General features: G+C 34.8%; 30 protein-coding genes. 28 read left to right on the top strand and 2 right to left on the bottom strand.

Annotation, left to right across the window (positions count from 1 at the left end):
• Positions 1–16: 16 nt before the first annotated feature.
• The 14 genes from rpmI (at position 17) to QM017_RS05480 (ending at position 8,282) form a co-directional block, all read left to right on the top strand.
• Positions 17–217, top strand: a complete 201-nt coding sequence (gene rpmI / locus QM017_RS05545) for a 50S ribosomal protein L35 (protein ID WP_178198412.1) — start codon at positions 17–19, stop codon at positions 215–217.
• Positions 218–340: 123 nt separating this feature from the next.
• Positions 341–700, top strand: a complete 360-nt coding sequence (gene rplT, locus QM017_RS05540) for a 50S ribosomal protein L20 (RefSeq protein WP_178198413.1) — start codon at positions 341–343, stop codon at positions 698–700.
• Between the two features lie 143 nt (positions 701–843).
• Entirely contained in the window at positions 844–1,377 is a 534-nt protein-coding gene (locus QM017_RS05535) for a YqeG family HAD IIIA-type phosphatase (RefSeq protein ID WP_178198414.1), read from the top strand.
• Entirely contained in the window at positions 1,370–2,494 is a 1,125-nt protein-coding gene (gene yqeH / locus QM017_RS05530) for a ribosome biogenesis GTPase YqeH (RefSeq protein WP_178198415.1), read from the top strand. Before QM017_RS05535 ends, yqeH begins: the two co-directional genes overlap by 8 nt.
• Positions 2,495–2,504: 10 nt before the next feature.
• A complete protein-coding gene (gene yhbY, locus QM017_RS05525; RefSeq protein ID WP_178198416.1) occupies positions 2,505–2,816 on the top strand; it encodes a ribosome assembly RNA-binding protein YhbY in 312 nt (103 codons plus the stop codon).
• Between the two features lie 66 nt (positions 2,817–2,882).
• Positions 2,883–3,467, top strand: a complete 585-nt coding sequence (locus QM017_RS05520) for a nicotinate-nucleotide adenylyltransferase (RefSeq protein WP_178198424.1) — start codon at positions 2,883–2,885, stop codon at positions 3,465–3,467.
• A complete protein-coding gene (yqeK, locus tag QM017_RS05515) occupies positions 3,454–4,047 on the top strand; it encodes a bis(5'-nucleosyl)-tetraphosphatase (symmetrical) YqeK (protein ID WP_178198417.1) in 594 nt (197 codons plus the stop codon). Before QM017_RS05520 ends, yqeK begins: the two co-directional genes overlap by 14 nt.
• A gap of 15 nt (positions 4,048–4,062) precedes the next feature.
• Positions 4,063–4,416 carry a ribosome silencing factor gene (rsfS, locus tag QM017_RS05510; RefSeq protein WP_178198418.1) on the top strand — a complete coding sequence of 118 codons (354 nt, stop codon included), beginning with the start codon at positions 4,063–4,065 and terminating at the stop codon, positions 4,414–4,416.
• A gap of 2 nt (positions 4,417–4,418) precedes the next feature.
• Positions 4,419–5,150: a class I SAM-dependent methyltransferase gene (locus tag QM017_RS05505; RefSeq protein ID WP_282709093.1), complete on the top strand. Its 732-nt coding sequence runs from the start codon at positions 4,419–4,421 to the stop codon at positions 5,148–5,150.
• 16 nt (positions 5,151–5,166) lie between these two features.
• A complete protein-coding gene (locus QM017_RS05500) occupies positions 5,167–6,318 on the top strand; it encodes a nucleotidyltransferase (RefSeq protein ID WP_282709092.1) in 1,152 nt (383 codons plus the stop codon).
• Positions 6,319–6,408: 90 nt separating this feature from the next.
• On the top strand, positions 6,409–6,948 hold the full coding sequence (locus QM017_RS05495; RefSeq protein ID WP_178198421.1) for a YceD family protein: 540 nt from the start codon (positions 6,409–6,411) through the stop codon (positions 6,946–6,948).
• Positions 6,949–7,034: 86 nt separating this feature from the next.
• The gene (gene rpmF, locus QM017_RS05490) at positions 7,035–7,211 is read left to right on the top strand and encodes a 50S ribosomal protein L32 (RefSeq protein ID WP_282709091.1); all 177 of its coding nucleotides are present in this window, start codon (positions 7,035–7,037) and stop codon (positions 7,209–7,211) included.
• A 172-nt stretch (positions 7,212–7,383) separates the two neighbouring features.
• On the top strand, positions 7,384–7,983 hold the full coding sequence (yihA, locus tag QM017_RS05485; RefSeq protein WP_282709090.1) for a ribosome biogenesis GTP-binding protein YihA/YsxC: 600 nt from the start codon (positions 7,384–7,386) through the stop codon (positions 7,981–7,983).
• On the top strand, positions 7,983–8,282 hold the full coding sequence (locus QM017_RS05480) for a nucleoside triphosphate pyrophosphohydrolase family protein (protein WP_178196442.1): 300 nt from the start codon (positions 7,983–7,985) through the stop codon (positions 8,280–8,282). Before yihA ends, QM017_RS05480 begins: the two co-directional genes overlap by 1 nt.
• A gap of 93 nt (positions 8,283–8,375) precedes the next feature.
• On the opposite strand, the gene QM017_RS05475 is transcribed toward QM017_RS05480, so the two are convergent.
• Positions 8,376–8,522 (bottom strand): SPJ_0845 family protein, encoded by a 147-nt coding sequence (locus QM017_RS05475; protein WP_178196444.1) that lies wholly within the window; start codon positions 8,520–8,522, stop codon positions 8,376–8,378.
• Positions 8,523–8,730: 208 nt separating this feature from the next.
• On the opposite strand from QM017_RS05475, the gene QM017_RS05470 reads away from it, so the two are divergent.
• The 6 genes from QM017_RS05470 (at position 8,731) to QM017_RS05445 (ending at position 16,710) form a co-directional block, all read left to right on the top strand.
• A complete protein-coding gene (locus QM017_RS05470; RefSeq protein WP_178196446.1) occupies positions 8,731–10,194 on the top strand; it encodes an ABC transporter substrate-binding protein/permease in 1,464 nt (487 codons plus the stop codon).
• Positions 10,187–10,921 carry an amino acid ABC transporter ATP-binding protein gene (locus tag QM017_RS05465; protein ID WP_282709089.1) on the top strand — a complete coding sequence of 245 codons (735 nt, stop codon included), beginning with the start codon at positions 10,187–10,189 and terminating at the stop codon, positions 10,919–10,921. The genes QM017_RS05470 and QM017_RS05465 overlap by 8 nt, the downstream gene beginning before the upstream one ends.
• Before the next feature lie 120 nt (positions 10,922–11,041).
• Positions 11,042–11,662 (top strand): NUDIX hydrolase, encoded by a 621-nt coding sequence (locus QM017_RS05460; RefSeq protein ID WP_282709088.1) that lies wholly within the window; start codon positions 11,042–11,044, stop codon positions 11,660–11,662.
• Between the two features lie 18 nt (positions 11,663–11,680).
• Positions 11,681–13,459, top strand: a complete 1,779-nt coding sequence (uvrC, locus tag QM017_RS05455; RefSeq protein WP_282709087.1) for an excinuclease ABC subunit UvrC — start codon at positions 11,681–11,683, stop codon at positions 13,457–13,459.
• Between the two features lie 102 nt (positions 13,460–13,561).
• Entirely contained in the window at positions 13,562–14,872 is a 1,311-nt protein-coding gene (gene obgE / locus QM017_RS05450; RefSeq protein WP_282709086.1) for a GTPase ObgE, read from the top strand.
• A 20-nt stretch (positions 14,873–14,892) separates the two neighbouring features.
• Positions 14,893–16,710: an acyltransferase family protein gene (locus QM017_RS05445; RefSeq protein WP_282709085.1), complete on the top strand. Its 1,818-nt coding sequence runs from the start codon at positions 14,893–14,895 to the stop codon at positions 16,708–16,710.
• A gap of 173 nt (positions 16,711–16,883) precedes the next feature.
• On the opposite strand, the gene QM017_RS05440 is transcribed toward QM017_RS05445, so the two are convergent.
• On the bottom strand, positions 16,884–17,171 hold the full coding sequence (locus QM017_RS05440; RefSeq protein ID WP_178196456.1) for a hypothetical protein: 288 nt from the start codon (positions 17,169–17,171) through the stop codon (positions 16,884–16,886).
• 133 nt (positions 17,172–17,304) lie between these two features.
• On the opposite strand from QM017_RS05440, the gene rnz reads away from it, so the two are divergent.
• The 8 genes from rnz (at position 17,305) to dltB (ending at position 25,484) form a co-directional block, all read left to right on the top strand.
• Positions 17,305–18,246, top strand: coding sequence for a ribonuclease Z (gene rnz / locus QM017_RS05435; protein WP_178196458.1), 942 nt, complete (start codon positions 17,305–17,307; stop codon positions 18,244–18,246).
• A gap of 22 nt (positions 18,247–18,268) precedes the next feature.
• Positions 18,269–19,078 (top strand): SDR family oxidoreductase, encoded by an 810-nt coding sequence (locus QM017_RS05430; RefSeq protein ID WP_178196460.1) that lies wholly within the window; start codon positions 18,269–18,271, stop codon positions 19,076–19,078.
• Between the two features lie 11 nt (positions 19,079–19,089).
• Positions 19,090–19,386, top strand: coding sequence for a LapA family protein (locus QM017_RS05425; RefSeq protein ID WP_178196462.1), 297 nt, complete (start codon positions 19,090–19,092; stop codon positions 19,384–19,386).
• A gap of 12 nt (positions 19,387–19,398) precedes the next feature.
• Entirely contained in the window at positions 19,399–21,708 is a 2,310-nt protein-coding gene (recJ, locus tag QM017_RS05420) for a single-stranded-DNA-specific exonuclease RecJ (protein WP_282709084.1), read from the top strand.
• A gap of 16 nt (positions 21,709–21,724) precedes the next feature.
• The gene (locus tag QM017_RS05415; protein WP_178196466.1) at positions 21,725–22,243 is read left to right on the top strand and encodes an adenine phosphoribosyltransferase; all 519 of its coding nucleotides are present in this window, start codon (positions 21,725–21,727) and stop codon (positions 22,241–22,243) included.
• Positions 22,244–22,603: 360 nt separating this feature from the next.
• Entirely contained in the window at positions 22,604–22,753 is a 150-nt protein-coding gene (locus QM017_RS05410; RefSeq protein WP_178196468.1) for a teichoic acid D-Ala incorporation-associated protein DltX, read from the top strand.
• Positions 22,754–22,770: 17 nt separating this feature from the next.
• Positions 22,771–24,294 carry a D-alanine--poly(phosphoribitol) ligase subunit DltA gene (dltA, locus tag QM017_RS05405; RefSeq protein ID WP_178196470.1) on the top strand — a complete coding sequence of 508 codons (1,524 nt, stop codon included), beginning with the start codon at positions 22,771–22,773 and terminating at the stop codon, positions 24,292–24,294.
• Positions 24,288–25,484 carry a D-alanyl-lipoteichoic acid biosynthesis protein DltB gene (gene dltB / locus QM017_RS05400; RefSeq protein ID WP_282709083.1) on the top strand — a complete coding sequence of 399 codons (1,197 nt, stop codon included), beginning with the start codon at positions 24,288–24,290 and terminating at the stop codon, positions 25,482–25,484. The genes dltA and dltB overlap by 7 nt, the downstream gene beginning before the upstream one ends.
• Positions 25,485–25,487 lie beyond the last annotated feature (3 nt).

Genomic DNA, 25,487 nt, shown 5'->3' with positions numbered 1-25,487 from the left:
AGGAGGAAGATCAATTATGCCAAAACAAAAAACACACCGCGCATCAGCAAAGCGCTTTAAGCGTACAGGAAATGGTGGTTTGAAGCGTTCTCGTGCTTTCACATCTCACCGTTTCCACGGCAAGACAAAGAAACAACGCCGTCAATTACGTAAGGCATCAATGGTATCTGCTTCAGATATGAAACGTATCAAGCAAATGCTTTCCCAAATGAAATAATTTTCATTTGAATTCTTAACGCATTTAAGCGATTTGAAGTACTAGACAGTACACAGATAAAGAGGCCCAAGATAGTGGGTAGATTCAGCCAGTAGGTTGAGTGATTTTTAAGGAGGAATTTTCATGTCACGTGTTAAAGGCGGTACAGTTACGCGTCAACGTCGTAAAAAAATGATCAAATTAGCTAAAGGATACCGCGGTGCAAAGCACATCCAATTTAAGGTAGCTAAGCAACAAGTTATGAAGTCATACTTGTATGCATTCCGCGATCGTCGTAAGACAAAATCAAACTTCCGTAAATTATGGATTGCTCGTATCAATGCTGCTGCTCGTATGAATGATATCAGCTACAGCAAGTTAATGCATGGTTTGAAACTTGCTAACATCGATGTTAACCGCAAGATGTTAGCTGACCTTGCAATCAGCGATGCAGCTGCATTTACAGCTCTTGTTGATGAAGCAAAGAAAGCTTTAGCAAAATAATTAGCGTTTGAATGCGCCTAAAGGCTGGGACAGTATTTGGTTGTCTCAGCCTTTTTTGCCAGAGAATTGTGGATTGTTTTGCTAAATCTTAGTGAAATCCTTTATAATGAGGAATATATAATGCAGGAATTAAGGAGATTGTTATGTTTGCAAATTTTAGACCTACTTGGATGATCGAGTCCGTCTATGATTTAACGCCTGAACAAATTAAGGCACATGGAATCAAGGCAATTTTAACTGATTTAGATAATACTTTGATTGCATGGAATAATCCTGATGGTACACCTGAATTAAAACAATGGTTGGAATTGATGAAAGAACATGAAATTCCAGTGATTGTTGTTTCGAATAATAACCATCAAAGAGTTAAACGCGCAGTAGCTAAATTTGATTTGCCGTTTATTTCACGTGCCTTAAAACCGTTTGGACGAGGCGTAAATTTAGCTAAGGAAAAATATGCACTAAGAGATGATGAAGTAGTTTTAATTGGAGATCAATTAATGACAGATGTAGCTGCGGCTAATAGTGCTAATATTCGAAGTATTTTGGTAAAACCTTTGGTACAATCGGATGCTTGGAATACTAAAATTAATAGATTTTTCGAAGGTATCGTGAAACGTCAGTTACTAAAGACAGGACAAATGAAAAAAACATGGGGGCATTCATTAGATGACTGAAACGACACAAGATTTATACTGCATTGGTTGTGGAGTTAAAATTCAATCCCAAGATCCTAAAGGGCTAGGATATACACCACAATCAGCTATTGCTAAGGGTTTGCAGACAGAAGAACTATATTGTCAACGGTGTTTTAGATTACGCCACTATAATGAGGTTTCAGATGTACAATTGACTGATGATGATTTTTTAGCATTATTAAATCAAATTGGAAATTCAGACGCATTAATTGTTAATGTTATTGATATTTTTGATTTTAGCGGTTCAATCATTCCTGGTCTACATCGTTTTGTGGCAGATAATCCAGTTTTGTTGGTTGGAAATAAAGAAGATTTACTTCCTAAATCGGTTAAACGATCTAAATTAAAAGATTGGATGCGTCAACAAGCAAATGCCCAAGGCTTACGTCCAATCGATGTTGTTTTGACAAGTGCTAAGAAAAATCATGAAATCGATGAATTACTAACGTTGATTGATAAATATCGTGAGGGCCGAGATGTTTATGTTGTCGGAGTTACCAACGTAGGTAAGTCAACTTTGATTAATCAAATTATTAAACAAAAAACCGGAATTAGTGAATTGATTACGACTTCTAAGTTTCCTGGGACAACACTAGATAGAATTGAAATTCCTTTTGATGATGATCATTTCTTGATTGATACTCCAGGAATTATTCATAAAAATCAAATGGCCCATTATTTGTCGGCTAAAGAATTACGTATTGCTGCTCCACAAAAAGAAATCAAGCCTAAGGTTTATCAATTAAATCCTGAACAGACTCTCTTTTTAGGAGGATTAGCACGTTTTGATTTGATTAGTACTAGTCAAAAGAAAGACGGAGTTACTGTTTATTTAGAAAATAATTTGATGATTCATCGAACTAAGACACAAAAGGCAACAGAATTTTATCAAAAACATGCAGGAAGCTTATTGCAACCACCAACTTCAGATGAAATGAAGCATTTTCCAGAATTAGTCAGATATGAATTTAAAGTTACCCAAAAAAGTGATTTAGTTTTTGCTGGTTTGGGTTGGATTACTGTTAAAGCAGGTTGTGTAGTAGCTGGTTGGGCACCTAAAGGAGTGGCCGTTGTCTTACGTAAAGCGATGATTTAGGAGAGAAAAGATGAACTTAAAAGGAAAACAAAAACGTTATTTAAGAGCGCAAGCACATGATATGCGCCCGCTTTTTCAAATTGGCAAAGACGGACTTGATGAAAATTGGTTAAACCAAGTTATCGATGCAATCGACAAGCATGAATTACTTAAGGTTAATATTTTACAAAATTCATTGGTTGAAGAAGATGAAGCAATTGAGTACATTCAAACACACAGTCAAATACAAGTTGTACAAAAGATTGGCCGCGTATTGGTTTTATATAAACGTTCAAGCAAACCGCAAAATCGCAAATATTCTAGTGAAGTTGCTAAACTTTAAATAGAGGTGTCATAGGTGAGTAATGTGACAATCAATCATACAAAAACAAAAGTAAGTCAAGCTCAGATGCTACCTAAAAAGCAAATTGGCTTGATGGGAGGAACATTTAATCCACCTCATCTAGGTCATTTGATGATTGCAGAACAGGTCAAAAGCCAATTGGGGTTAGATAAAGTTTTATTTATGCCAGATAATGTTCCGCCGCATGTAGATGCAAAAGAGACAATCAGTGCACAAACTCGCTTAGAAATGGTACGCTTGAGTATTGCTGACAATCCAGGTTTTGGAATTGAAGATATCGAACTTAATCGTGGAGGAGTAAGTTATAGTTACGATACATTGGTTCAGTTAAAAGAACTTCACCCTGAAAATGATTATTATTTCATTATCGGAGGGGATATGGTTGAATACTTGCCTAAATGGTATCGAATTGATGAGTTAGTAAAGCTAGTCAATTTTGTTGGTGTAACACGCAATGGTTATGCTAAAACAAGCCCATATCCTATTTTGTGGGTAGATGCACCTATTTTTGACATCAGTTCAACACAAATTCGTAAAAAAGTAGCGTTAGGGTGCTCAATTAAGTATTTAGTAACCCCAACTGTAGAAAAATATATTCGAGAAGAAGGCTTATATCATGAAAGAACTTAGTTATCCTAACAAATATTATTCAGGAACTAGACAACAACTGCTAGAAATAGTTCAACAAGCAATGAGCCCTAAACGTTTCAAGCATGTTTGTGGAGTGGAAAAAGCAGCCGTAAAATTAGCAAAGGCAAATGGTTGTGAGCTTGAAAAAGCAAGTGTAGCTGCTTTGGTACATGATTATGCTAAGGAACGTAGCGATCAAGACTTTATCAACTGCATCAAAGAACACAATATGGATGAAGATTTATTGTCTTGGAATAACAATATTTGGCATGGTGTAGTTGGAGCTAAGATGATTGCCCAAGAATTAAAAATTACGGATGCAGAAATTTTAAGTGCGGTTGAAAAACATACGGTGGGAGCTGCACAGATGACAACTTTAGAACAAATACTATATGTTGCCGATTATATTGAAGAAAATCGTGATTTTCCAGGTGTAGCAGAGGCCAGAGAGCTTGCAGCATCTGATTTACAAGCTGCGGTAAGATATGAGACTTACCATACACTTAAACATTTGATTGAGACTAAAAAGACAATTTATCCTGCAGCAATTGTGACGTATAATCATTGGGTGGCAAAGTAGAAAGAAGGTAAATGAATGAATAGTAAAAAATTATTACAAATTGTCGTGCAAGCGGCAGATAGTAAAAGAGCAGAAGAGATTGTAGCTTTAGATGTGCAAAATATCAGTTTTTTGGCTGATTATTTTGTTATTATGCAGGCAACTTCAGATCGTCAAGTAAAGGCGATTGCAGAAAATATTGAAGAAAAAGTACAAGAAGCAGGCCTTATAGTACGTGATATTGAAGGTAAGGATGCTGCTAATTGGGTTTTATTGGATTTAGGCGATGTTGTTGTTCATATCTTTAAGACTGAAACACGTCAATTTTATAATTTAGAAAAATTATGGGTAGATGCACCGTTAGTAGATGTATCTGAATGGCTTAAATAATCATGATATACACGACTTTTGCCCAATTATATGATGAATTAATGGAGCCCAAAATGTATGATGACTGGTTGGCTTATGCACAAAAAAAGCTAATCAAAGGATCTAAAACCTTAGATTTAGCGTGTGGCTCGGGACGTTTAGCGGTGATGTTAGCACAAAAGGGTTATGATGTATGGGGCTTTGATTTGTCTGAACAAATGTTAGCTATCGCCGACAGTCATGCTAGCGAAGCAAAGCTTAATTTGACCTTGATTCAAGGCAATATGAGTGACTTGAGCGAATTACCGGTTTTTGATAATATTACGTGTTTTGCGGATTCATTTTGTTATTTGCAAGATGAAAAGACATTATTGGCTACTTTAAAGCAAGTTTATGAGCATTTAAGTGATACAGGTGTATTTTTATTTGATGTCATTACCCCATACCAAACAGATGAAATATATCCTGGGTATATGTATAACTATACGCAAGAGAATCAGGCTTTTGTTTGGAGTAGTTTTGCCGATGATTTACCGCATAGTGTGGTTCATGAATTGACCTTTTTTGTGTGGAATGAGCAACGTAAAGCGTATGATCGGTTACAAGAAGAGCATCATGAAAGAACCTATTCAATGGAAACTTACCAAAAACTATTGGCTAAGGCAGGTTTTAAAAATGTTGAAATAACAGCCGATTTTGGTATTAAACAACCGGATGAACAGACAACACGGTGGTTTTTTTGTTGTCAAAAGTAACGAGTGAGGCGAAAAGATGAAAGTTGTCGGGATAATCGTTGAGTATAATCCATTTCATAATGGTCATTTACATCAAGTGACAATGGCTAAAAAAATGTTTCCAGATGCAATTATTGTTGTAGCAATGAGCGGAAATTTTTTGCAACGTGGTGAACCAGCCTTTATGGATAAATGGACCCGTGCAAAACAAGCTTTGCAAAACGGTGTTGATTTAGTGATTGAAGTTCCGATGGTAGCATGTGTTCAACCAGCGGATCGTTTTGCTTTAGGTGCTGTTCGTTTACTAGCAGATTTAGGTGTTAGTGAATTGCTTTTTGGTGCAGAACATGCAGAGTATGATTTTATGAATTATGCGCGCTTAGTGCATGAGGTTTATGGTGAATTTAATAAGTATGATCAATCATATGCTGCTTCATTTCAAAAGGCGATTGCTGCGAAAATTGGGCATGATCTTTCGCAACCTAATGACGTTTTAGGACTAGCTTATGCCAAGGCAAATTATTCTTTAGGGGAACCACTAAGACTCAATCCGATTCAAAGATTGGGTGCTAATTACCACGAACGCGATTTAAAAAAAGGTCAAGCAATTGCCAGTGCTTCGGCGATTAGAGCAAATGTTATTGAAAATGTTGCTAGCATTTCACAGTATGTTCCTGAGGCCACATATCAAGATTTATGCAACCAAAGATTAGTTAGTTGGGATGATTTTTGGCCTTACTTACGTTACAGTTTGTTAATTAAGACGCCACAAGAGTTAGCCGAAATTTATGGCATGGCAGAAGGAATCGAGTATCGTTTACAACAACAAGCACAATTGTTGCCTGAAGCAACGTTTGACGAGTGGTTAAAAGCCGTTAAATCTAAGCGGTTTACTTATACACGTTTGAGTCGTTTAGCACAAGCGATTTTAGTTAATTTAAAGCCCGCTGAAGTCATAGAATATAATGAAGCGCCGTATATGCGTTTATTAGGTTTTAGTGCCAAAGGGCGGACTTATTTAAATCAAGTAAAGAAAAATTTACAGTATAGTTTATATACTAAAGTTAGTCAAAAAGATAAAAATAAACGTTTGCGAGTTGATTATCGTGCTGGGAAACTTTATCAATTGGTTAATGGACAAGAACAAGATTTGAAACGAGCACCGATTAGGATTGACGGCGTGAATTGAGCGGTTTTACTAAAGGTGTCAAGGAAAAACCATTGACAAAGTATTTTCATGATTGTATAATCAATCTTGTTGCATTAGGAGGAATATAGCATGAAATGGTCATGGAATGAATTGCGCCAGGCAGGTGCTAACCCAATCCAATTTGAAACCACTCTTGACGTTCAAGATAATCTAAAAGCGCGCCAAGCTGATATTATTGCAGTTTCAAGTGCTGAGGTTAAAGGAATGTTCTCGGTTGATGAACTAGGTGTTTTAGGCTATATGCGTGTTAAAGTCAAAGTAACGTTACCTTCAACACGTTCTCTAAAACCAGCTGATGTTTGTTTGGACTTTGATTTGACTGAACATTATGTCAGTCGTCATGATCAAGATTTATCACGCTTTGAAGACACAGATGTTGTTATTGTATTAGATGACGATATCTTAGATCTAAATAGTGTGGTGGAAGATAACATTTTGTTACAGATTCCTATGCAGGTTTTAACTGCAGATGAACAGCGCGAAGATGCGATTTTACCAAGTGGTAATGATTGGAACGTTGTTTATGAAGATCAGTTAAAAGACCAACAAGAAAAACAAGTTGACCCGCGTTTAGCCAAGCTTAAAGACTTATTTAGTGATTCTGAATAAATTTAAAGCTTGCAAATTTAATGCGAAAAACTTAAAATTTTCTTGTTGAATTACTTTGCTAAAGAGTAAAAAGGAGGTGCCTACTAATGGCAGTACCAGCACGTAGAACATCTAAGACACGTAAGAGATTACGTCGTACACATTACAAGCTTCAAGTGCCTGGCATGAGCGCATGCCCTAACTGTGGTGAATTGAGAAAATCTCATCACGTATGCCCAAGCTGTGGCTTCTATGGCGACAAGGAAGTTGTCAAAGTTAAATAATTAATCTCCAAACTATCTTAGGGACCATGGCCCTTTGATTTTTTGTGAGCCTGATAGCATTTCTTATCTTGGATGAGAGATGCTATTTTTTATGATGTGATTACATATTTTTTGAGGAAGTTTAGTGCTAGGTGTGGTAAAATTAATTGTAATTTGAAAAAGGAGTAAACAAATGCAAGTTCATAATGTTGAGTTAACGATTAGTGCGGTAAAACCAGAACAATATCCTGAACAAGGTTATCCAGAAATTGCTTTAGCAGGACGTTCAAATGTTGGTAAATCGTCTTTAATTAATACATTAATTAATCGTAAAAATTTAGCGCGTACATCTAGTCAACCTGGAAAGACGCAAACTTTAAATTTTTACAATATTGAATCGAAGCTATATTTTGTCGATGTTCCTGGATATGGGTATGCTAAGGTATCGCAAAAAGAGCGTGAAAAATGGGCTGCTATGTTAGAGACATATTTTTCACAAAGAAAACAACTATGTGGAGTTGTTTCTTTAGTTGATGCACGGCATGAACCTACACAGTTGGATAAACAAATGATTGAATTTTTGCATTATTATGATTTGCCAATTTTAGTTGTTGCAACTAAAGTAGATAAGATTCCAAGAAGTAAACATAATAAATGTGAAAGTACAATTCGTAAAGCATTAAAGTTAACAGCTAAAGATCATTTGATTCTTTTTTCTTCGGTCGATAAAACCGGCAAACAAGAAGTTTGGCAATGGATTGAAAAAATGACAGGATTACAGGAGGAAAATTAATGGAATTTAATGAATATCAAGAAGCCGCAAATCGGACATTGTATGGTAATGAACAGGTATTGACTAATTGTGCTTTAGGTCTTTCAGGAGAAACAGGACAATTAATTTATCTAATTAAAGATTATACTTTTAAAGGTAAAAAGCTTGATCGTGATAAATTGATTCATGAAATGGGAGATGTTTTATGGTATCTTTCGCAAATCGCACAATGGGCAGATATTCCATTTGATGAAGTTGCACAAAATAATATCGAAACTTTGAATAAACGTTATCCAAACGGTTTTTCTCCTAAAAATTAATTAAAAAGCCTCTCTTTGCTAAAAAGTAAAGTTTTTTCTCGTGATGGGAAATAACTTTACAATTAGTAAGGAGAGGCTTATTTAATAAACAGATTATTTTTTGGTTTCTTTAGTCTGCTTAGTTTTATCATCTTTATTTTCTTGAGGTTGTTTTACTTGCTTTTCTTTAGTTAGCGGATCAATAGCAAATTGATCAAATAGCTCGGTTAAATCGGTTTGACGATTAATCTTTAATCCCATAAACTCACCTTCTTTATTTGTTATCTTAGCTTAAGCATATCAATTTCGAATAGATTTTTCAATTTCTAAATGAATTTATTTTTGTATATAAATTATAATTATGCATTTTTACAAAATAAAACGTGAATATTATAAAAAATACTTGCATGAAATTTTTCGTTGCGGTATACTCAAATAGCATTAGTAAAGTAAAAGGGAGAAATTGTTGATGAATAAAGTAAAAAAATTAATATTATTTATGGTGACTTTTGTGGTCTGCTTGTTACCATTATTTAATTGGTCACATGTCAATGCAGCAGAAGACTCACTACAAAAAATTAAAGATAAGGGAACTTTAGTAGTCGGAATGAGTGCTGATTTTCCCCCATATGAATTTACAGTTAAAGAAAATGGCCAAACCAAGTTTGTTGGGATGGACGTTGATATTATTAAACAATTTGCTAAAGATATTGGTGTTAAAGTTGAAATTAAAAACATGAATTTTGATTCGTTACTAGTAGCTTTAGAAACTAATAAAATCGACTGTATTATTTCGGGGATGAATCCAAGTCCTGAACGGAAAAAAAGTGTTGATTTTTCAGACATTTATTATAAGAGCAAGCAATATTTAATTATTAATAAAGCTGATAAGAATAAATACAAGACATATAAAGATTTAACAGGTAAAGCAGTTGGAGCCCAAAGTGGGTCAATTCAATATGATATCGTTAAAAATAATATAGACGATGTTGAAATTAAAGGTTTGACAAAGTTAAATGATTTAGTTTTAGCTTTACAAAGTCATAAGGTTGATGCTGTTGCGATGGATGAACCAACAGCTAAAGCATATGCTGCTAATAATGGAATGGTTGCACTTGATCCAAAATGGAAAGACGTTGGCGACACAGATGGCACAGCGATTGCTTTTCCTAAAGGTTCAACTAGTTTAGTTCAAGCTGCAAATAAAACAATTGCAAAGATTAAAAAAGATAAACTTATTGATAAAAAGTATTTGCCATCTGCTGGTGAATATATGAACAAAAACTCAGCCAACAAAACAATGTGGCATTATTGGACTTATTTTGCTAAAGGGATCGAATATACTTTATTAATCACAGTATTATCTGTCTTTTTTGGCTTTATTCTTGGGACACTTTTAGCGCTTTTACGTCTTTCAAATAGCAAATTTTTACGTGGAATAGCAATTGCTTATATTGAATTTGTTCGTGGGACTCCATTGATGGTTCAAGTTATGTTTATTTACTTTGGTGTTGGGGCAATTATTCAATCATTACCTGCGCTTTTAGCGGGTATTATTGCCACCTCATTAAACTCTGGTGCTTATGTTGCTGAAGTTATTCGTTCTGGGATTTCTTCAATTGATGTAGGACAAACAGAAGCAGCTCGTAGTTTAGGTATGTCACAAAAGGATACTTATCGTTATGTTATTATTCCACAGGCTTTAAAAAATATTTGGCCTGCATTAGGTAATGAATTTATCACCTTAATTAAGGAAAGTTCAATTGTTTCAATCATTGGGGTAACAGATTTAATGTATCAATCGCAATTAGTACAATCAGCAACCTATCGAGGAGTTGTTCCGTTATTTATCACAATGATGATCTACTTTGTAATGACGTTTGGTCTTTCCAAGTTGTTAGGTTTGCTAGAAAGGAAGATGAAGCATGACTAATATGATTGAAATTCAAAATTTAAAAAAGACATTTGGAAAAAATGAAGTTTTAAAAGAAATTAATGAAGTTGTAAAAAAAGGTCAAGTAATCTGTGTTATTGGACCATCTGGTTCGGGTAAGAGTACATTTTTACGTTGTTTAAATGTTTTGGAAAAACCAACAGAAGGCAAGATTATTTTTGAAGGTAAAGACTTAGCACATATTTCTGATAAAGAGTTAAATAGCTTGCGTGAAAAAATGGGGATGGTGTTTCAAGGATTTAATTTGTTCCCTAATATGAGTGTCTTAGAAAATATTAAACTTGCTCCAATGAAAGTTAAGGGTGTTTTAGAAGAAGAAGCCACACAAAAAGCACAAGAATTATTAGCAAAGGTTGGTTTAGCAGACAAAGCAAATCAATATCCAGCTAGTCTTTCGGGTGGTCAAAAACAACGTGTGGCAATTGCACGAGCTTTGGCGATGGATCCAGATGTAATGCTGTTTGATGAACCTACTAGTGCGCTTGATCCGGAAATGGTGGGTGAAGTTTTAAAAGTTATGCAAGATTTAGCGGAATCTGGAATGACAATGGTGGTTGTAACACATGAAATGAGTTTTGCGCGTGAAGTTGCCGATGAAATTTGGTTTATGGCTGATGGATATGTGCAAGAGATTGGAACACCACAAGAAGTATTTGAAAATCCGCAAACAAAACGGGCGCAAGATTTCTTATCAAAAGTTTTATAGTAAAAAGGTGGAAGTAATTCCACCTTTTTGTTTTGGATAAAAGTTAATCGCAAGTGTTGAGTACTAATGGCGTTTCGCGTTATAATTTCAAGAGATAGTATAAATAAAGAAGATAAAACAATGGAAGATATGTGTTGGCTAGATTGGATAGTTGAATTGCAAAGTCTAGCGCAAGCAGGCTTAGCTTATAGTCAAGATAAGTATGATTTAGAACGTTTTGCAAGAATTCGAGAAATTACGGTTGAAATGTTAGCTAAACAAACTAAACTTCCGATGGCTAAAGTGTATAATCTTTTTGCAAATGAAGTAGGATATCAGACACCTAAAATAGATACTAGAGCAGCTATTTTTAAAAATGATAAGATTTTGTTAGTGCAAGAAGATAATTATACCTGGTCATTACCTGGTGGATGGTGTGAGGTTTATTTATCTGTCAAAGAAAATTTGATTAAAGAAGTCAAAGAAGAAGCTGGATTAGATGTTGAAGTTAAACACTTGATTGCTGTACAAGATCGTGAAAAACACAATCGTCCAGTATATGCTAATAAGGTATGTAAGATTTTTGCATTATGTGAAAATTTAGGAGGACAATTTGTTGCCAATACAGAAACGCTAAGTAGTAGATATTTTAGTTTAGACGATTTACCGACATTAGCAACAGAAAAAAACACATATGAGCAAATTAAGATGTGTTTTGCAGCTTATCAGGCAAAGGAAAAATGGCAAACGCTGGTTGATTAAAAGGAAAGGATGAGATTAGTGGCGACTGAGTATCTTGAAAATAAATTAAAATTATTGCCCGATTTACCCGGCTGCTACATTATGAAAGATCTCAACAGCAAGATAATTTATGTAGGAAAGGCCAAAAATTTAAAAAATCGAGTGCGCTCTTATTTTAAGAGTTCTCATGAAGGTAAGACAGCGCGTTTAGTTGAAGAAATTCGCGATTTTGAAACAATTGTTACGTCAACTGACAAGGAAGCTTTTTTGTTAGAAATTACCTTAATCCAAAAGCATAAGCCTCATTACAATATTAAATTAAAGCGTGGAACAGGCTATCCGTATATTAAAATTACTAATGAAAAAGATCCAACTTTAAAAATCGTCAGTCAAGTTACTAAGGATGGTGCGGCGTATTTTGGACCATATCCTAATGTCTATGCAGCCCAAGAAACATTACAACTTTTGCAAAAAGTATATCCATTAAGAAGATGCAGTGGTTATCAAAAGCGACCATGCTTGTATTATCATATGGGGCAATGCTTAGGTGCTTGTTTTCAAGAAGTGCCACCTGAAAAATATCAAGCACAGATTAAAAAAATTAAATCATTTTTAAATGGAAATGTTGCTGGTATCAAAAAGACATTAACGCAAAAGATGCAACAAGCTGCAGATGAAATGGATTATGAAAGAGCTGCTGAGCTACGCGACCAGATTCGTTATGTTGAGATTACTGTTGAAAAACAAAAAATTATTTCCAATGACAATACACCAAGAGATTTATTTGCATTTTATATGGATAAAGGGTGGCTTTCATTACAGATTTTTTCTATCAGACAAGCGCGCTTAATGAAACGTGAAAAACGTCTGTTTCCTTGTATTGCAGAGCCAACAGAAGAGCTTGCCTCGTTTATCTTACAATTTTACAATCAAAAAAATCGTATATTGCCTAAAGAAATTTTGGTACCAGCAGGGATGCCTAAGGAAGTTTTGAGTGAAATTTTAGGTGTTCCAGTTAAAACGCCACAACGTGGTGCTAAAAAAGATTTGCTTGAATTGGCTCAAAAAAATGCTCGCCTAGTCTTGGAAGAAAAATTTAGATTATTAGAGTTAGACGAAAGAAAAACGATTCAAGCGATGAATGAATTAACTGATGCTTTAGGAATTGCACGGGGACATCGCATTGAAGCATTTGATCATTCACATCTGCAAGGACAAGATATTGTGTCTGCAATGGTATGTTTTGTTGATGGAAGTGCAGAAAAGACACAGTATCGTAAATACAAGTTAAAAACGGTTGAACATGCTGATGAAACAGCAAGTACTAAAGAAGTTATTTATCGGCGTTATAGTCGACTATTAAAAGAAAATGCACCTTTACCTGATTTAATCTTGATGGATGGGGCCCAAATCCAAGTTAAAGCGGCCAAAGATGTCTTGATAAATCAGTTAGGACTTGATATTCCGGTCGCTGGTATGGTCAAAAATACACACCATAAGACGGCAGCTTTATTGGCAGAAAATATGCAACAAATAGATTTAGATCCTAAGAGTGAAGGGTTTTATCTTTTACAACGTATTCAAGATGAAGTGCATCGTTTTGCTGTTAGTTATCATAGACAACTACGCTCGAAAAATTCTTTGGCTTCTAGACTTGATATGATTGCAGGTGTAGGACCTAAGACACGCAATAAATTATTACAAAAGTTCGGTAATTTAAAAAAGATAAGACAAGCTTCATTAGAAGAATTACAAGCCTGTGGAATCTCACAGCGTGTTGCACAAACGATTCAACTTAGTTTAAAAAATGAAAAGTAATTAAAAATAGTTTTGACCAAGTCCCCAAAAACTGGTATAGTTGGGCTTGGTATCTTTATTTTAGAAAATAATCAATGAAAAAATGAAAGGAGCAACCGATTAATGTTTGTAGATCAAGTTAAAATATCAGTTAAGGCTGGCAAAGGCGGCGATGGGATGGTTGCTTTTAGACGCGAAAAATATGTTCCTAATGGTGGTCCAGCCGGAGGTGATGGAGGTAAAGGCGGAAGCGTCATCTTAAAAGTAGATGAAGGCTTGCGGACTTTGATGGATTTTCGTTATCACCGTATGTTTAAAGCTCAACCAGGTCAAAATGGAATGATTAAAGGAATGTTTGGCCGAGGAGCAGATGATTTATATATTTCTGTTCCAGAAGGGACGACTGTTTATGATGCTGATACAGATGAAGTTTTAGGCGATTTAATTGAAGCAAACCAAGAATTAGTTGTAGCCAAGGGAGGGCGTGGAGGCCGTGGTAATATGCGGTTTGCATCTGCCAAAAATCCGGCACCAGAGATTGCTGAAAATGGTGAACCTGGTGTTGAACGCAACTTGCGCTTAGAATTAAAAGTCCTAGCTGATGTTGGTTTGGTAGGTTTTCCATCTGTTGGTAAATCAACTTTACTTTCCGTGGTAACTAGCGCAAAGCCTAAGATTGCACAGTATCATTTTACGACTTTAGTACCTAATTTAGGCATGGTCCGCTTAGATGATGGCCGTGATTTTGTGATGGCTGACTTACCAGGATTGATTGAAGGTGCTTCAAATGGGGTAGGGTTAGGAATTCAATTTTTAAGACATATTGAAAGAACGCGTGTTATCTTACATTTAGTTGATATGTCTGGGATGGAAGGCCGAGATCCATTTGATGATTATCAAAAGATTAATGCTGAGTTGGCAACATATGATGAAACCCTACTTGATCGGCCTCAAATTGTGGTTGCAAGTAAGATGGATATGCCAGATGCTGCTGCAAATTTAGCGGAGTTTAAAGAAAAACTCATGCAAGATGAAACATTAAAGCAAATACCTGAAGTGATGGAGATATCATCATTGACACACCAAGGGTTAGATGCTTTAGTAAAACGTACAGCTGAAATTTTGGAACAAACACCAAAATTTGCAACATTGGCTCAACGTAAACAAGAACAACAAGCGGCATTATATAAATTTGAAGATAAACAAGAAGAACCAGATTTTATCTTGACACGTGATGCTGATGCAACGTGGATTTTAAGTGGTGAAAAACTTGAAAAACTCTTTAAGATGACTAATTTAGAGCACGATGAAAGCTTGATGCGCTTTGCACGGCAATTGCGTGCGATGGGAGTCGATGATGCCTTGCGGGCACGTGGAGCTAAGGCTGGAGATATGGTTAAGATTAAAGATTTTGTCTTTGAATTTGTAGAATAGTCATTTGAGGTTAAGGTTTTTTGGAAAAAAGATTAAAGAAAAGCAGATACATCACGGGCTTTGATAGCCTTAGAAGTCTGGCGGTAATTGGGGTGATTTTATATCACTTGATGCCTTACCAACTTAAAGGTGGCTTTTTGGGAGTGCCAATCTTTTTTGTTTTATCGGGGTATTTGATTACTGACCAGTTATTTCAAGAATGGAAACAAGATAACTATATTGATATCGGTGGTTTTTATATGCGAAGAATGCGCCGTTTATATCCGGCGTTAGTTGCGTTATTAATCGTCACAACTGCTTATATCACCTTATTTGAAAGATCATTGTTGACCAATATTCGTGGTATAATTGGCAGCAATCTTGTTTATCTTTATAATTGGTTTCAAATTCATTTGCATGAGTCATATTTTGAACATTTAGCGGTGCAATCACCATTTACACATTTATGGTCGCTCTCAATTGAAGGTCAATTTTATTTATTTTGGCCGATAATTGTTGGCTTATGTGCAAAGTACATTGGAAAGAAACGTCATATTTTTAATATATTCTTGTTAGGGTCGCTATTATCATTTTTGATGATGTGTACACTCTATCAGCCTAATCAAGATCCTTCGCGCGTATATTATGGTACAGATACCAGAATATTTTCGATTCTTTTAGGAGCCACTTTGGCAGTGATTTGGCCTAGTGTAAATCTTAAGCCTAGATTAGCGAAAAATGCTAAATGCGTTTTGAATCTTATCGGTGGTGTGAGTTTAATAATATTATGTGGTTTATTTTTAGTCGTTGATGATCAATCAGAGCTATTGTATCGTGGAGGGATGTATTTTTACTCGCTTTTAGCTTGTTTAGTAGTGGCTGTTGTTGCTCATCCAGGAGCTAGTTTGAATAAATGGCTGACTAACCCTGTTTTTTCATGGCTAGGAAAAAGAAGTTATGGAATTTATTTGTATCAGTATCCATTGATGATTTTTTATGAAAGTAAGGTTCAAAACATTGCGGCTCATCCATGGTTACATGCACTTGTTGAGATTTTATTGATTTTAGCAATCAGTGAGTTATCATATCGCTATTTGGAAAGACCGTTACAAAAGGTTGATTTGACAAATATTAATTTGAAACATAAAAAGTTACAAGCCAAGTTATTTTTAATGACTAGTGTTAGTGTAATTGCTTTAGTGGGAATTGTTTGCGCTAAAAAGCTAGAACCCAAAAAAGATACCCGCTTACAAACGCAGATTGCACAAAATACCAAGATTGTTCAAAAAAACAATGCTAAAATTTTGCATGAAAAAACGGTTGCTGCACCACCTAAGAAACAGCCACCTGTAAATGAACATGGCTTGACTGCTAAGCAAAGTCAACAAGCTCAACAAATGAAACTCACGGCTTTAGGTGATTCAGTTTTAGCTGATACAGGCATACAGTTACAACAAATATTTACACAAATGTATGTCGATGCTAAAGTAGGTAGACAAGTTAAAGATGTTGTGCCAATTTTGCAGTCTTTGAATGCTAATAATCAGTTAGGTGATAAGCTTTTGTTGGTGTTAGGAACAAATGGACCGTTTAGTCAAGATGATTTGGCCTCTATCATGCAAGTTGTCGGGCAACGACAAGTCTATTGGGTAAACGTACATGTTCCAACTAGAAGATGGCAAGATCAAGTTAACGGAGATTTGCAAGCAGCTACAAAGCAATATAAGAATATCAAGGTTATTGATTGGTTTACTTATAGTCAAAATCATCCTGATTGGTTTTATGAAGACAATATTCACCCTAATGTCGATGGAAGCAAACAATTTGCAACATTTGTTGCTCGTGAAATCTTAAAATAGTAGTATGTTGTAAAATAAGGATTCTTTATTAAAACAGACTGATAGAATCATTTTTTAACTAAGATTATGAATATAATTTTATCCCCTTTACTGAAATTTCGCAGTAAGGGGATTTTGTTTGGAAATTTCGCAATAAAATGTAAGTTTTCTGGCTATAAATTATAGAGCAATTTTTAGGCTAATAAGAGTTTTTCAGTGGTAATTTTAAAGCCATAGATGTTATATTCTTCTAGTTGAGAGGTTTGAAATTTCAATGTGCTATCTGGTGTTAGGTGGCCAAGTTGTTGGCATAATGAATGTAAGTTAATTGCAGGTTGGGCAGATGTTTGAAGATAAAGGATGTTAGTGTTAGCTACATAAGTAAGTTTAGTTATGCTTAAAGGTATTTTTGCTACTTCAAAGTAGACAGCTAACTGTCCGTTAATACCTTGACAGCTTGCAAGAAAATCGGCAACTTTCATGGTTAAGACCTCCGTATTTTTTTCTTTGAGTATAGACGATTCTTTGGTTTGATGCAAATCCATGCTATAATAATGCATAGTGTACCTTTTAATAATTAAAGGTTAGAAGTTTGGATAGAATAGGAACGTTTTTATGGAGTTAGAATTTTTAGGAACCGGTGCAGGTTCACCCGCCAAGTTTCGTAATGTTACATCTTTGGCGTTAAAATTATTAGATGAAATTAATGAAATCTGGTTATTTGATTGTGGTGAAGGTACCCAGCATCAAATTTTGCACACGACGATTCGCCCACGCAAAGTTGATCGAATCTTTATTACACATCTTCATGGAGATCATATTTTTGGTTTGCCTGGTTTTCTAAGCAGTCGCTCATTTCAAGGCGCACAAAAAGCAGATGTCTTAAAGATTTATGGACCTAAAGGCATAAAGCAATATCTAGAAACGAGTTTAAAATTTTCACAAACAAAATTAACATATCCGATTGAATATGTTGAATTAACACCAAATTTTGCTGGAACTTTATTTGACGAATTCCGTTTTAAAGTAACATGCATGAGTTTAGATCATCGTATCAGTTGTTTTGGATACCGTATTGAAGAAAAAGATTATCCAGGAGAATTGTTGATTGATAAGTTAAAAGAAGAAAATGTTGCACCAGGTCCAATTTATGGACGATTAAAAGCCGGTGAAACGGTGACTTTAGAAGATGGTAGAGTTTTAGATGGTAAGAATTATCTAGGACAAACTAAAAAGGGTCGAACTATTACAATTTTAGGTGATACTAGACAAGTTTCTTCTGTAGCACAACTTGCAAAAAATGCTGATGTTTTAGTGCACGAAAGTACTTTTGGCAAAGGTGAAGCAAAAATTGCTAAAAACTATTATCATGCGACTTGTCAACAAGCAGCATCCGTTGCTAAGGAAGCACAAGTCAAGCAGTTGTTGTTAACGCATATTTCAGCACGTTATCTTGGTGCGGCTGTTTTAGAATTGCAAAATGATGCCCAACAAATCTTTAATAACACAAAAGTTGTTAAGGATTTTGATATTATTAAAGTTCCTTTTCCTAAATAATGAAGCCATAGGAGGAAAATAAATGCAAAGTTATAAAATTTTAAAAAATTTATGTAATAGAGTTGTATTGATTACTGGTGCGTCTTCAGGATTAGGTGAACAAGTAGCATATGCAGTTGCCAAAAAAGGTGCAATTGTTGTTGTGTGTGCACGCAGATTAAATAAACTACAAGATGTAGCTGCGACTTGTCGGCATTTATCTGGACGCCAAGCATTTGCCTATCAATTAGATTTAAAACAACCAAATCAAATAGAAAAACTTGTTAATGATGTTGAAGAAAATGTTGGACCAATCGATGTTGTGATAAATAATGCTGGTTTTGGTTTGATGGAAAATGTTTTAGAGTTTGAAATGGATGTTGCTGAAGAAATGTTTAAGGTTAATGTTTTAGGCTTAATGTATATGACTAAATATGCTGCTTTAAAAATGGCACAAAGAAAACGAGGATTGGTCGTTAATATTGCTTCAAGTGCTGGTAAAATTGCGACACCTAAAGCAGCAATATATGCAGCGACTAAAGCAGCAGTCATCAGTTATTCTAACGCGTTACGTTTAGAAGTTAAGCCATTAGGAATTCATGTGTTAACAGTTAATCCAGGACCAATTCGTACTGATTTCTTTGACTTTGCAGATAAGAGTGGAAAATATTTGGAAAAAGTTGGCGATTTTGTATTGAATCCAGAAATCGTTGCGACAAGAATTGTTAGTGCAATTGGCACTAACAAACGTGAATTGAATATACCGGGGATTTTAGAAGTAGCACATCATCTATATGAAGCATGTCCACGGTTGGGTGATTATTTTGCAGGACAGGTTTTCAATAAAAAATAAGGATGAATCAGATGAAAAAACAATGGAGAACGTTAATCGCTATTTTATTGGTATTAATCGTAGTAATTTTTTCTTGGCTCAATGTTCAACCAGTTACTATTAGTTTTGGTTTGGGAAATATTACCTTACCGTTAGTAGTGGTTTTGGTTGGCTCTGTTTTTTTAGGAGCTTTGATTGCATTATTTAGTTCGTGGACAGTTATTTATCACTTGAAAGCTGAAAATAAACAACTGTCAGAACGACTTAAGGCAAATCAAACAATGCGTCGTAGTACAAAAGATGAGTCTAAAATAGTTGCTAAAAAATAAGAGGTGAAATAAGTGATTATAGCTAAAAAAGATTGGTGTGATGAGATAAAGTTAGATGAACAAAAAGTTAAACAACTTGCTAAACAAACTAACTTATCTATTTTATTAACACGAATCTTGATGCAAAGAGGATATAATGACCAAGCAAAAATTACGCAGTTTTTGCAAGCAACATTAGAAGATCTATATGATCCATATAGTCTATACGATATGCAAAAAGCCGTCCAACGTATATATACTGCAATTGGTGAAGGACAAAAAATTGTTGTTTATGGAGACTACGATGTCGATGGAATCACAAGTACTGCACTTATGTATGAAACTTTGTTGCAACTAGGTGCTGAAGTTGATTTTTATGTTCCTAATCGTTTCTTAGATGGATATGGGCCTAATTTGAGCGTCTATCAAGATTTAATTGCGCAACAAACAGATTTAATCATTACGGTTGATAATGGGATTGCTGGAGGAGAAGCTTTAGAATATGCGGCTAAACAAGGCATAGATGTCATTGTTACCGATCATCATGAAATACCAAGTAAACTACCAATAGCTTATGCAATCATTCATCCCAATCATCCTATGGGAAATTATCCGTTTAAGAAATTAGCAGGTGTTGGTGTAGCCTTAAAATTGGCAAGTGCCTTATTAGAAGAAATTCCAGTTGAAATGTTAGATCTTGTAGCACTAGGAACAATTGCAGATATTATGCCTTTGATTGATGAAAATAGGATACTTGTCAAATATGGCTTAGAGATGCTTGTAAATACTAATCGTGTAGGCTTACAAGAACTGTATAATATAGCCAAGATTGATCTTAAAAATTTCACCTCAGATACGGTAGGCTTTTATTTAGGCCCGCGGTTAAATTCGTTGGGACGCTTAGATGATGCAAGTGCAGGTGTTGAATTATTAACAACATTTGATGAAAATGTAGCTAAAGATTTGGCTAAAAAGACGAATGAATTAAACAATAAGCGACAAGAATTGACTAACCAAGCGATACTACAAGCTAGCGCACAACTTTGTGCACAAAATCAGTCGCATTTGGTGAATGTTTTAGCACATGAAGACTGGCATGAAGGAATTTTAGGAATTATTGCTGGCAAAATTAAAGAACAAACCGGTAAACCGACCTTAGTGTTTAATATAGGAGAAAAGGGCATCGCCAAAGGTTCAGGGCGTTCGTTAGAAGCTTTTGATATGTTTAGTGCACTAAATAATCATTTAGACTTATTAGAAAGTTTTGGTGGGCATAATTTAGCTTGTGGTTTGAGTATCAAAACAGATAAACTTGCCGAATTACAAATGATTTTAGATCAAGAAGCTATAAAACAAGATCTATCAAATGCGCCTAAAGAGACCTTACATTTAGCAGGGAAGTTACGGCTAGAACAATTAAATTTAGCCTTAATTGATGAATTGGCCTTGTTAGCGCCTTTTGGGCAGGCAAATCCTAAACCGATTTTTGGTTTTGTTGGATATCAAGTTAAAGCAATTAATTTTTTAGGTGAAAAGAAAAATCATTTGCGTTTGACATTAGCAGATAAAAATGTCCAAGTCCCTGCTTTAAAATTTGGCGTAGCACAAGAAGTCATGGAACAATTGACATCTGAAACAAGTGCTATTCAATTAGTTGGAGCGCTAGATAAAAACGTTTGGCAAAATAAGGCAAGTGTTCAAATTATGATTGAAGACATAGCAACTACAGATTTTTCAATTACTATTAAAGATCAAAGAAATCAGCTTTTGACTACGAGTTTGTTTGAACAACCAGCAACTTATGGCTTTTTTAATGCTAAATATTTAAAACAACTAAAACCATATATCAAACAGCACAGTCAAGCTTGTTTGTTATCACAAACAAATGAAATTAATACGCAAAATTTGGTTTTAGTAGATTTTCCACCAGATATTGATAGTTTGCAACAAGTCTTGGCACATAGCCAATTTACAAATTTACGAACGATCTTTTTTACTGCAAAAGAAATTTGGCGGCAAGAAGTTCCTAATAGAGCGGATTTTTCAGCATTATATCGTTATTTAAAGCAAAAACAACAAATCTTGAAGAGTGATTTAGCAAGTGTGGCAAACCAGCTAAAATGTAAAAAAGCGACACTTATTTTTATGTTACAGGTGTTTAGTGAAGCAAATTTTGTTAAAATAAAAACAGAGACGATACACGTTGTTGCAAATCCACAGTTTTATCCTTTGGAAAAAACTGTTGCATATCAAAAGTATCTGTATGAACGCAAAAACCAACAGTTTTTGTTAGGTACAGATTTCAATGAGCTTGAAAGATGGATTAGACAACAATGCAGATGACAAAGGAGAATTATTTATGGCAGTAGATTTAAACAATTATGTTGCAAGTATTCCAGACTATCCTGAAAAAGGAATTATTTTTCGTGATATTTCACCTTTAATGGCTGATGGCGAAGCTTATCGCCAAACGACTGATCGCATTGTCCAATTTGCTAAAGATAAAGGTGTTGAAATGATTGTCGGACCAGAAGCACGTGGATTTATTGTGGGCTGTCCGGTTGCTTATGAACTAGGTGTCGGTTTTGCACCTGCACGAAAAGAAGGTAAATTACCACGTGATGTTGTGCGTGCGGAATATGAATTAGAATATGGTACATCTGCTTTATGTATGCACAAAGATGCGGTTAAACCAGGACAAAAAGTCTTGATTACTGATGATTTATTGGCAACGGGTGGCACGATTGGAGCAACGATCGATTTAGTTGAGCAATTGGGTGGTATCGTTGTTGGTTGTGCCTTTATTATTGAATTAACAGATCTTAATGGTCGTGCTAAACTTGAAAACTATGATGTTTTGAGTTTAATGAAGTATTAATAAAAAGCATATCGTGAAATAAACTGATTATTTTACTAGTTGGTAAGGATTGATTTCTGGATTGTACAAGGGTCAATCCTTTTTAATTTTGATTAAGCAAATGCAATATCTTAATGGCTTTTGATGTCAAAAAATAAAGTTTAAATATTTGACAAAAAACCACAATAAGTTTTGATAGTTATAACAATATGTAATGAAGTAAAGTCAAAATTTATAAAACTTTCAATAAATATAAGAAAATTTTTAAAAAAATTTAGAGGGTAATTACTTGTAATTTATTTGTAATAGTTTTAAACTAATGGACATAATATGTAGGCATGTTATTTGGTGATGAAAAATGGGTTCAAAGGGGGCTAAAATATGCTAGAAAAACTGCGTAAAGTCTGGCAAAATGAAGTTTTTAAATTTTTAGCTAAAACTGTTTTTTACTTCATAATTATGTTTTTACTTGTTTATTTATATAGTTATAGTGGAGTCGATCAACCGCATTTCATCTATAACGAGTTTTAGGTAGGAGGAAGTATTTGATGAAAAGTATTGTATCCCGAATAGACGAATGGGGGCTAAAAGAGCCTAACCGACAAGCTTATGATTATTTAGGCCAGACTTATACTTATGGTCAACTTAAGACATATTCGGATGCCTTGGCTAAATACTTACAAAATATGAATTTAGCAGCTAAAGCACCGATTGTTGTTTTTGGTGGTCAAAGTTTTGAGATGTTGGTTGCTTTTTTAGGATGTGTTAAGGCTGGGCATGCTTATATTCCAATTGATGATAGTTCTCCAAAAGAGCGCGTACAGTTAATTGTTGAAATTGCTAAACCAGCAGCATGTATTACGATAAGTGAACTTGATTTAACATTAGATAGCTTGATTATTACCAATGAAGAGCTAACTTCATTGATGACTTCAAATGATTGTCAATATGAAACAACGTTGAGTGTTAAACAAGAAGAAGATTTTTATATTATTTTCACTTCGGGAACAACAGGTGTTCCTAAGGGTGTTCGTATTAGTCATGATAATTTGGTAAGCTTTTGTAACTGGATGTTGCAAGATTTTGCTTTACCAACAGGTGTGACTTGTTTAGCGCAGCCACCGTATTCTTTTGATTTGTCTGTAATGAATTTGTATCCGACCCTATTGTTAGGAGGCAAATTAGTTGCGATGCCTAAAGAAATTAGTATGGATTTTAAACAGTTATTTGCTAAATTACCGACGTTAAAAATTAAAGAATGGGTGTCAACTCCTTCTTTTGTCGAGCTTTGTATGTTAGATCCAAACTTTAATGCACAAAATTTACCTGATTTGACATATTTGCTATTTTGTGGTGAAGAATTGACGCATGCAACAGCTGATAAATTAAAGCAAAGATTCCCGCAAGCGCAGATTTATAATACTTATGGGCCAACTGAAGCCACTGTAGCGGTAACTGTAGTTAGGTTGGATGAACAGATTATGCAAAGTTATACGCGCTTACCGATTGGAAAGGCTAAAGAAGATACACGCGTCATTTTATTAGATGAAAATGAACAAGAGGTTGGCTTAAACCAAGCTGGAGAAATTACGATTATTGGTCCGAGCGTTTCAGCAGGTTATTTGAATAATCCAGAAAAAACAGCTGCTTCATTTAAACAAATTGCTGGTCAATGGGCCTACAAAACAGGTGATTTAGGTCAATATGATGAAAACGGTCAGTTATTGTATAAGGGACGTTTAGATTTTCAAATTAAACTCCATGGTTATCGCATTGAATTAGAAGATGTTGACCATCATTTGGCAGCAGTTAGCGTAATTAATCAAGCGATTGCGATTCCTAAATATGATAAAGACCATAAAGTTAGCCAGTTGTTGGCTTATGTCGTTGTTAAAGAAACTCAAAATAAAGACGTTAACCAATTGACCAAAGAAATTAAAGATGAATTAAATCAAACAATGATGGCTTATATGATGCCACAACGTTTCATTTATGTTGACAGTTTGCCTTTGACACAAAATGGTAAGATCGACCGTAAGAAATTAATGGCCGAGGTTAATGGATCATGTTAAACCTACAACCATATCAAAATCCAACGTATTTTTTATTACTAGGTTTGGGTCTTTTGCCTATTATGGTCGGTCTTTTAAATGGTAAAAGATTTAGAGTTTATGAAACAGTCATTTCATTTCTATTCTTATTGCTAACCTTTGGAGGTCCTAAGTGGCAAGAAGGATTAGCCTTAATAGGATACATTGTTTTTGAGTTGTGTATTTTATATGCATACTTGTATCACAGGCGACAAAAAAACAGTGGTAGTGTCTTTGTTTTAGCGGTTATCTTAGCAATTTTACCGTTGGTTATTGTTAAGTTAACGCCGGCTTTAAGCGGGCATAATTCTTTAATTGGCTTTTTGGGAATTAGTTATTTAACATTTAAAGTTGTTGGAATAGTTATGGAAATGCGGGATGGTTTAATCAAAGAGCTTGATTTTAAAGAAGTTTTGCACTTCTTGTTATTCTTCCCGACTATTTCATCAGGACCAATCGATCGCTATCGACGTTTTTTACAAGATTATAATAAAGCCCCAAGTAAAGAAGAATATATTCAATTGTTGGGTAAAGGTGTTTTTTATATCTTTTTAGGCTTTTTATATAAATTTGTTTTGGCGTATTTCTTTGGAAGTGTGTTGTTGCCTAAAGTTGGTCATGTTGCTTTGTTTGATGGTGGAATTTCATGGGCATTAGTAGCATATATGTATGTGTATTCCATGGACTTATTCTTTGATTTTGCAGGCTATAGTTTGTTTGCAGTCGCTATTAGTTATTTGTTGGGTGTAAAAACACCAATTAACTTTAATAAACCATTTAGTGCACCGAATATCAAAGAATTTTGGAATAGATGGCATATGACCTTGTCGTTTTGGTTTAGAGACTATGTTTATATGCGGTTTGTCTTTTTTATCATGAAAAATAAACTGTTGACTAATAAGGTAACAATCGCCAATCTCGGTTATTTAGTTTTATTTTTACTAATGGGATTTTGGCATGGTGTGACTTGGTATTATATTGTTTATGGTTTGTTTCATGCTTGTGCAATTATCATCTGTGATGCATGGTTACGCTTTAAAAAGAAGCATCAAGCTAAGCTACCAAGTAATAAAGCAACACATTTGTTAGGGATTGTTATCACATTTAATGTTGTTTGCTTTAGTTTTTTGATTTTTTCCGGATTTTTAGATACATTATTTTTTAGAAATTAGAAA

Origin of the sequence: Ligilactobacillus sp. Marseille-Q7487 (assembly GCF_949152225.1) — a bacterium.
GTDB lineage: Bacteria > Bacillota > Bacilli > Lactobacillales > Lactobacillaceae > Ligilactobacillus.
This window is presented reverse-complemented; position numbering and strand designations above follow the sequence as displayed.